Below are 8,002 nucleotides of genomic sequence, written 5' to 3'. Positions count from 1 at the left end.
CGCGCGGGCGGCGCTCGATCTCACAGGCGCTGAAGATGCTCCGGCTACCCTTGCCAGGAACCATAGAATCTCCCACACCGGTAGCGATGCGCTCAAGACCTGTGCTGCACGTGTGGGGCCCGGCTTGCCGACGACAGGGCCGCAACAGGCTGTAGAAAACGTTTGCGAATATCCCGGCCCGACACTCAAGTATTCGCCCGCGACGCCGATTCACTGGCACCAGCGTCCCGGAAGAGGGCGCACTTCCCGTCGATAGAAAGCGGGCGGTCAGTGTGATCAGGACGATCCCGGCCTCTTGCCAGGAGCTTCACATGTCTCAACCCCGTGCCCGCATAGCCTCGCAGCTCGGTGTCGCCCTCGCCATCGTGCTGGCGCTGGTGATTTCCGGCAGTACCCTGTTTGCCCTGCGTTCGCTGGACGATGCCAACCTCGCCACACGCCAGGCGCACCTGGGCAGTGAAGCGCGCCTGCTGGCCGACCAGCTCGAAACCTTCCACAGTTCGCTCAAGGACAATACCCAGCGCCTCAGCGGGTTGTTCGAGCGCCGCTTCGCCTCGGGCCTGTCGCTGCATGCCGGTGAAACGGTGCAGGTCGCCGGGCAGGCAACACCGGCGCTGTACCTGGGTGATCATTTGCTGAACAACGATTTTCAGCAGGTTGACGAATTCCAGCAGATGACCGCTGGCATCGCCACGCTGTTCGTGCGCAGTGGCGAAGACTTCGTGCGCATCAGCACCAACCTGAAGAAGCAGGACGGCAGCCGCGCCATCGGCACTCAGCTCGACCGTCAGCACCCGGCCTACCGCAAGTTGCTGGCCGGGCAGATGTACGTTGGCCGCGCCGTGTTGTTCGAGCGCAACTACATGACCCGCTATGTGCCGGTGAGTGACGGCAACGGCCGGGTAATCGCCGTATTGTTCGTTGGCTTCGACTACACCGATGCGCAGAACACCCAGTTTGCCAACCTCAAGCGTTTCCGCATTGGCCAGACCGGTTCGCTGGCCCTGCAGGACGAGAACGGTCAGTGGCTGGTGCCACCAGCCAATGCCGAGCAACCGCTGTACAGCGCAACGGCCGCATTTGTCGAAGGCCCGTGGACGGTGGTGGCGAGCATGCCGATGGCGGAAATCCGTGAGGTGACCTGGAGTGTAGGCCTGCGCCTGGCCATCGGCAGCCTGCTGGCCATGGTCCTGGCGGTGGCGGCTACCCTGTGGCTGTTGCGGCGCAAGCTGCGGCCGCTGGACGCGCTGGTGCGCCAGGCCGAAGCGCTGGGCGCAGGTGACCTGAGCGCGCGGCTGAGCGTGACCAGCCACGACGAAATCGGCCAACTGGCCAGCAGCTTCAACAAGATGGGCGAGGCCTTGTCAGGCATGGTCGAGCACATTCGCAGTGCGTCCGAGCAAGTCAGCTCGCGCGCCAAATCGTTGTCTGGCCTGTCGGCCGGGGCCTGCGAGGGCATGGAGCAGCAGTCCGGTGAAATCACCAGCATGGCCGGTGCGGTGGAGGAGTTCAGCGCCACCTCGATGAACATCGCCGACAACATGGCGGGCACCGAGCGCATGGCGCGTGACAATGCCCAGCAGACCCGCATCGGCCGCAGCGCCATGGATGAAGCATCGCGTTCGCTGAAGCAGATCGCCGATGCCCTCGGCGGTACGGCCACGGTGATGGACAGCCTGGGGGCACGCTCGCAGGAAATCGGCGGCATCATCAGCGTCATCACTGCCATCGCCGAACAGACCAACCTGCTGGCGTTGAATGCGGCCATCGAGGCTGCCCGCGCCGGTGAGCAGGGCCGCGGCTTTGCGGTGGTGGCGGACGAAGTGCGCAGCCTGGCCGCACGAACCCGCCAGGCCACGGATGAAATTTCCGGGATGATCACCAGCATCCAGCAGCAGACCGGGCACGCCATCACGACGCTGGAGCAGGGTAACCAGCTGATGCAGGAAGGTCTGCAGCGCAATGACAAGGTGGCGCAAGCGCTGGCGCGTATCGACGAGCAGAGCCGTGCGGCGGGTGAGCAGTTCACGGTGATCAGTACGGCGACTCAGGAGCAGAGCAGCACGGCGACGGTGCTCAGCCGCAATTTGCAGAGCATTGCCCAGGCCAACGGCGAGCAGCGCGAGGTGGCCAATGAGCTGGCCTTTACCGCGCGGGAGCTGGAGGGGCTGGCGGCGCAGCTGCGGCAAGAAGTTGATCGTTTCCGCTGATATCGCAGGGGGCCGCTTTGCGGCCCATTCGCGGGCACGCCCGCTCCCACAGGTACAGCGCAAGCCTTGGGCCTGTGGGAGCGGGCGTGCCCGCGAATGGGGCGCAAAGCGCCCCCGGCGATCTACCGGCTTACATCGAACCTAGGTTCAACGCCTGCGCACAAGCCTGCAGCGACCGCCGCTCGCTTTGCGCATACAGCGCCAGTTCATCCTGCACCTGCAGCCCCAATGCCGCTTCAAAGGCATCGCGGTTGGCATTGCTGCCGTACTCGGCCTGCGCATCGTCACCCAGGTTGGACTGGAAGATGCCCGCCGCGCTTACCGGCAGAAAGTCCTCGTAGACCAGCGCTTCGAAGTGCACATGGCCGGCCTCGATCAAGCCCTCCAGGGTGGTGGGGCGGCCTTGCTGGTCACGTGCGGCCAGGCCTTTCTCGGTGGCGAAATAACGGAAATACGCCAGGCCCTGCTCACGCATCTGCGCGAGGTCGTCCGGGAATTCGGCAAAGCTGTCCTTCAGCAGTGTCATGTAACGTTCGGCGTTGGCCTCGGCAGGCGCACCGCCCAAGGCAGCGCGGGTGGCGTCGAGCAGTTTGTCGTACAGCTGGCGGCCCTTGGGTGTCAGGGCCGCACCGCGTTGCTCGATTTCGCCAAAGCGCGCGGTGTGGCTGCCTTCGCTGCCCTGCTGGTCGCTGAAGGCGACCTTTTCCTGCAGGGCCTTGAAGCTGGTCTGGCGCAGCAGGATCGGGTGGCGGCGGGTGGGCGGGCCTTCCACCACGGCCTTGGGCGGAATGCCCTTGGCCGGCATGCCGACCTGAATGGCATCGATGTCCAGCGTACGCGGGGTCAGGTGGTTGATGTGCGGGCCCTTGAAGGCCACCACGTCGGCAATCAGCCGGTGCTGATCGTGCAACTGCTGATATTGCGCGGCGGTGACGGTGGCGTCCTGATGCCAGCGGAAGGTGTGCAGGGCCTCCTGCACGAATGCGGCGGCATCGGTGGCATTCAGGCCGCCGTCGCGCTCGCACTGGGCGATCAGTTCGAGGGCGCGCGGGGTGAAGATCTGGCGCTTGGCCAGGATGCTCTGGGCCAGTTCGCGCAGTTGCGGGTTGTCGATCAGTTCCAGGCGCAGCAGCGAGGTGAACACCCGGAACGGGCTGATGTGCAGGGACTGCTCGTGCACCGCGCGGAAGGCGGTGGAGTGCACCGGCACACCGGCAGAGCTAAGGTCGTAGTACCCAACCGGCTGCATGCCCATCACCGCGAACAGGCGGGCGATGGTAGCCAGTTCTGCGGCGGTGCCAACCCGGATGGCGCCATGCCGCTCGTGGTCCAGGCGCTCGATTTCGCCGGTCCAGCGCAGGGCCTCGGCAACGTCGGGCTGCTGGGCCATGACCTGCTGGTTGACTTCGCTCACCAGCTCCAGCAGCGTGCCGTACAGCGGCACTTCCTGTTTATACATGAGCGACATGGCGGCAGAAAACTGCGCGCGAATGCTGTCGGGGCTGACGAAATCGTGGGCGGGCATCGCTAGCTTCCTGGTTAGGTTCGGACGCTTACATGAAAGCTGGGAATGCACCTTGCTCACAAGCGAAAAAAAGTGAGTGTGTCATTCCTTTTTTGATCGACCTCAAGGGCCATTGGGGCTGCTTTGCAGCCCATCGCGACACAAGGCCGCTCCTACAGGTCGAGGTGCGGCCTTGTGTCGCGAAAGTACCGCAGAGCGGCCCGGCAACCTCAAACCTGCAACTGCTCGCCGATCCACTCCACCAACGCCCGTACCTTGGGCACCTCAGCCGCATGCTCGGCATACGCCAGGTAATGCGCCCCGGCACTGCGCATGGCGTGATCCCATGGCACCACCAGGCTGCCGTCGGCCAGCTCCTTGGCTGCCAGGTAGCGCGGCACCAGTGCTACCCCGCAGCCTGTCTGCGCGGCGCTCAATGCCATATAGAATGTATCGAAGCGCGGCCCGTGGTAGGCGTTGACGCTTTGCAGGTCCTGCTCCAGGAACCACTCGTGCCAGGCCTCGGGGCGCGAGGTACTCTGCAACAGCACCAACTCGGCCAGCTGTTCGGCGCCCGCCAACTCACGCCCGGCCAGCAGCTCCGGCGCACACACCGGCACCACTTCTTCGCCGAACAGCGCCACGCAGGTGGCACCCGGCCAGGTGCCCTGACCATAGAAGAACACCACGTCCGCCGAGCCCTGCAGCAGGGCGAACGGCTCCATCTCGTTGCGGATATCCAGGTGGATATTGCCGTGCCGTTTGCCAAAGCCCTTGAGGTGCGGGATCAGCCAGCGCACGCCAAAACTCGGTTGAGTGGCGACCTTCAATATCTCGGTCTGCTCGCCATAGGTGAGCACGTAGCGGCTGGACATATCCACCTGAGTAAGGATCTTGTTGACCTCGGCCAGGTACAGGCTGCCGGCCGGGGTCAGTTGCAGGCGCCGGCGAATGCGCAGGAACAGGTGATGGCGCAGCATGTCCTCCAGTTGCGCCACCTGCTTGCTGACCGCGCTCTGGGTCAGGTGCAGCTCTTCAGCGGCACGGGTAAAACTCAAATGGCGGGCTGCAGCTTCAAAGCACTGCAGGGCGGTCATGGAGGGCACCAGGCGTTTGGACATAGCGGTCTCTGCGATACGGATCATTACCTGGTGGAATGATATGCGGAATAAAGGTCGTTTGTTGTACCTATGTGATCGGATTAATACTGATCCACATCATTTTTCCACCCCATCACCCGATGTAGGAGAAGCACAAATGGTTGCTGGATTGCTCGAGCGCCTTGGCGTTGCCGCCGAGGCTTACACCCAGGGCGATTACCCTGTTCACACGCCGATCGACGGCAGCCAGATCGCCTCGGTGAAACTGCTCGGCAAGGCCGAGACCACCGCCCGCATCGACCAGGCCCAGAGCGCCTTCGAAGCCTGGCGCAGCGTACCGGCACCACGCCGCGGCGAACTGGTGCGCCTGTTTGGCGAAGTGCTGCGTGCGCACAAGGCCGACCTCGGCGAGCTGGTCTCGATTGAAGCCGGCAAGATCACCCAGGAAGGCCTGGGTGAAGTTCAGGAAATGATCGACATCTGCGACTTCGCCGTGGGGCTGTCGCGCCAGCTGTACGGCCTGACCATCGCTTCCGAGCGCCCAGGGCACCACATGCGTGAAACCTGGCACCCGCTGGGGGTGGTCGGCGTGATCAGCGCCTTCAACTTCCCGGTCGCGGTGTGGGCCTGGAACACCGCACTGGCCCTGGTGGCCGGCAACTCCGTGGTATGGAAGCCGTCCGAGAAAACCCCGCTGACCGCCCTGGCGTGCCAGGCACTGTTCGAGAAAGCCCTGAAAGCCTTTGGTGACGCCCCGGCGGGCCTGGCGCAGCTGGTCATTGGTGGCCGTGAAGCCGGTGAAGCCCTGGTCGACGACCCGCGTGTGCCGCTGGTCAGCGCCACCGGCAGCACCCGCATGGGGCGCGAAGTTGGCCCACGTGTGGCTGCACGCTTCGGCCGCAGCATCCTTGAGCTGGGCGGCAACAACGCCATGATCCTGGCCCCCAGCGCCGACCTCGACCTGGCCGTGCGCGGCATCCTGTTCTCGGCGGTCGGTACCGCCGGCCAGCGCTGCACCACCCTGCGCCGGCTGATCGTGCACCGCTCGATCAAGGACGAAGTGGTTGCCCGGGTCAAAGCCGCCTACGGCAAAGTCCGCATTGGCGACCCGCGCAAGGACAATCTGGTTGGCCCGTTGATCGACAAGCTGTCGTTCGACGCCATGCAGGGTGCCCTGGCCAAGGCCCGCGACGAAGGCGGCCAGGTATTCGGTGGTGAGCGTCAGCTGGCCGAGCAGTACCCGAATGCCTACTACGTGTCGCCAGCCATCGCTGAAATGCCGGCGCAAAGCGACGTGGTCCGCCACGAAACCTTCGCCCCGATCCTCTACGTACTGGCCTACGACGACTTTGAAGAGGCCCTGCGCCTGAACAACGAAGTGCCACAAGGCCTGTCGTCGTGCATCTTCACCACCGACCTGCGTGAGGCCGAACGTTTCCAGAGCGCTGCGGGTAGTGATTGCGGCATTGCCAACGTCAACATCGGCACCAGCGGTGCCGAGATCGGCGGTGCGTTCGGTGGCGAGAAAGAGACCGGTGGTGGCCGGGAATCCGGTTCGGATGCCTGGAAGGGCTACATGCGCCGCCAGACCAACACTGTGAACTACTCGCGCGAGCTGCCGCTGGCACAGGGTATCGTGTTCGACTGATCGGTTGATGCTGCATGGCCGGGGGCTTTGCCCCCGGTTCGCGGGTGAACCCGCTCCTACGGGCACTGCACAGCTTTTCGAACCTGTGCAGTGCCCGTAGGAGCGGGTTTACCCGCGAATGGGCTGCAAGGCAGCCCCAACAAGAACAAATTGCTGGAGCCGGGCCATGTCCGAACTGCGTCAACAATGCTTGTGGGAATTCGTCAGCACACCGAGCGTGGCCGCCCAGGCCCTGGCCGGTGAGCACAAGGCCGATGTGTGCGTGATCGGTGGCGGCATTACCGGCCTGTCGGCGGCCATTCACCTGCTCGAGCAGGGCAAGTCGGTGATCCTGCTGGAGGCCTGGAAGGTCGGCCACGGGGGCTCCGGGCGCAACGTCGGGTTGGTCAATGCCGGTACCTGGATCCGCCCCGACGACGTCGAGGCGACCCTTGGCCAGAAGCAGGGCAGCCGCCTGAACCAGGTGCTGGGTGAAGCCCCGGCTGAAGTGTTCGCAATGATCGAGCGCCTGGGCATCGACTGCCAGGCCCAGCACAAGGGCACGTTGCACATGGCGCACAACGCCACCGGCATCGCCGACCTTGAGGCCCGCCACGAGCAGTGGCGCCGTCGCGGTGCCGACGTGGAGCTGCTGACCGGCGCGCAGTGCCAGGAATACTGTGGCACCGACAAGATTTCCGCCGCGTTGCTCGACCGCCGCGCCGGCACCATCAACCCCATGGGCTACACCCAGGGCCTGGCTGCGGCCGTGGTGCGCCTGGGTGGCCAGCTGTTTCAGCAGTCGGCTGTCGAAGGCCTGGCGCGCGAGGGCGACGCCTGGCGGGTCAAGACGGCCCGTGGCTCGGTACGGGCCGACAAGGTGGTGATTTCCACCGGTGCCTACACCGAAGGCGACTGGAGCAACCTGCAGAAGCAGTTCTTCCGCGGTTATTACTACCAGGTCGCCTCCAAGCCGCTGCAAGGCGCTGAGGCCGACAAGGTACTGCCGCACGGCCAGGGCTCATGGGACACCCGCACCGTGCTCAGCAGTATCCGCCGTGACGACCAGGGCCGCCTGTTGCTCGGCAGCCTGGGCCGGGTCGACAACAAGCCCGCCTGGTTCGTGCGCAGCTGGGCCGACCGCATTCAAAGCCATTACTACCCGGGCCTGGGCAAGGTGGAGTGGGAAATGCACTGGACCGGTTGCATCGACTTCACCCCCGACCACCTGATGCGCCTGTTCGAGCCGGCGCCGGGGCTGGTGGCGGTGACCGGGTATAACGGGCGTGGGAATACCACCGGCACCGTGATTGGCCGGGCGTTTGCCGAGTTCCTGCTCAAGGGTGAGGCGGGCAGCCTGCCGATTCCGTTCTCGCCAATGAGTGGCGTGAGCGCGCCATCGCTGCGTACCGCGTTCTATGAGTCCGGGTTCTCGCTGTACCACGCGGGGCAATGCTTGCGGGTTGTGTTGTAAGCACTGGCCCTATCGCCGGCAAGCCAGCTCCCACAGGGATCGCCTTAGGGCTGACAGGTGTTTGCCATAAGGTATGGCAGCGCCTGT

Annotated in this window: 5 protein-coding genes and 1 pseudogene; 4 read left to right on the top strand and 2 right to left on the bottom strand. The window is 64.8% G+C overall.

The features are described from left to right. Positions 1-311: 311 nt before the first annotated feature. A pseudogene (locus tag EGJ22_RS27050) lies at positions 312-1,355 on the top strand (Cache 3/Cache 2 fusion domain-containing protein); the annotation flags it as partial. Beyond that, positions 1,350-2,210, top strand: coding sequence for a methyl-accepting chemotaxis protein (locus tag EGJ22_RS27045; RefSeq protein WP_371105801.1), 861 nt, complete (start codon positions 1,350-1,352; stop codon positions 2,208-2,210). The pseudogene EGJ22_RS27050 and the gene EGJ22_RS27045, both read left to right, overlap by 6 nt. A gap of 130 nt (positions 2,211-2,340) precedes the next feature. Here EGJ22_RS27045 and EGJ22_RS25285 read toward each other — a convergent pair whose 3' ends face one another. Together EGJ22_RS25285 and EGJ22_RS25280 are read right to left on the bottom strand one after the other, a co-directional pair. Beyond that, positions 2,341-3,735, bottom strand: a complete 1,395-nt coding sequence (locus EGJ22_RS25285) for a VOC family protein (RefSeq protein ID WP_029887910.1) — start codon at positions 3,733-3,735, stop codon at positions 2,341-2,343. Positions 3,736-3,944: 209 nt separating this feature from the next. After that, on the bottom strand, positions 3,945-4,835 hold the full coding sequence (locus EGJ22_RS25280; protein ID WP_029887911.1) for a LysR family transcriptional regulator: 891 nt from the start codon (positions 4,833-4,835) through the stop codon (positions 3,945-3,947). Between the two features lie 136 nt (positions 4,836-4,971). Between EGJ22_RS25280 and EGJ22_RS25275 the strand changes: the two genes are divergently transcribed. After that, positions 4,972-6,462, top strand: coding sequence for an aldehyde dehydrogenase family protein (locus tag EGJ22_RS25275; RefSeq protein WP_029887912.1), 1,491 nt, complete (start codon positions 4,972-4,974; stop codon positions 6,460-6,462). A 166-nt stretch (positions 6,463-6,628) separates the two neighbouring features. Beyond that, positions 6,629-7,915 (top strand): FAD-binding oxidoreductase, encoded by a 1,287-nt coding sequence (locus tag EGJ22_RS25270; RefSeq protein WP_029888100.1) that lies wholly within the window; start codon positions 6,629-6,631, stop codon positions 7,913-7,915. Positions 7,916-8,002: the final 87 nt, after the last annotated feature.

The sequence above is a fragment of the Pseudomonas sp. p99-361 genome, assembly GCF_003935475.1.
Taxonomy (GTDB): domain Bacteria; phylum Pseudomonadota; class Gammaproteobacteria; order Pseudomonadales; family Pseudomonadaceae; genus Aquipseudomonas; species Aquipseudomonas juntendi.
The sequence above is the reverse complement of the archived record's forward strand: the minus strand, read 5'-3'. Positions and strand labels throughout refer to the sequence as shown.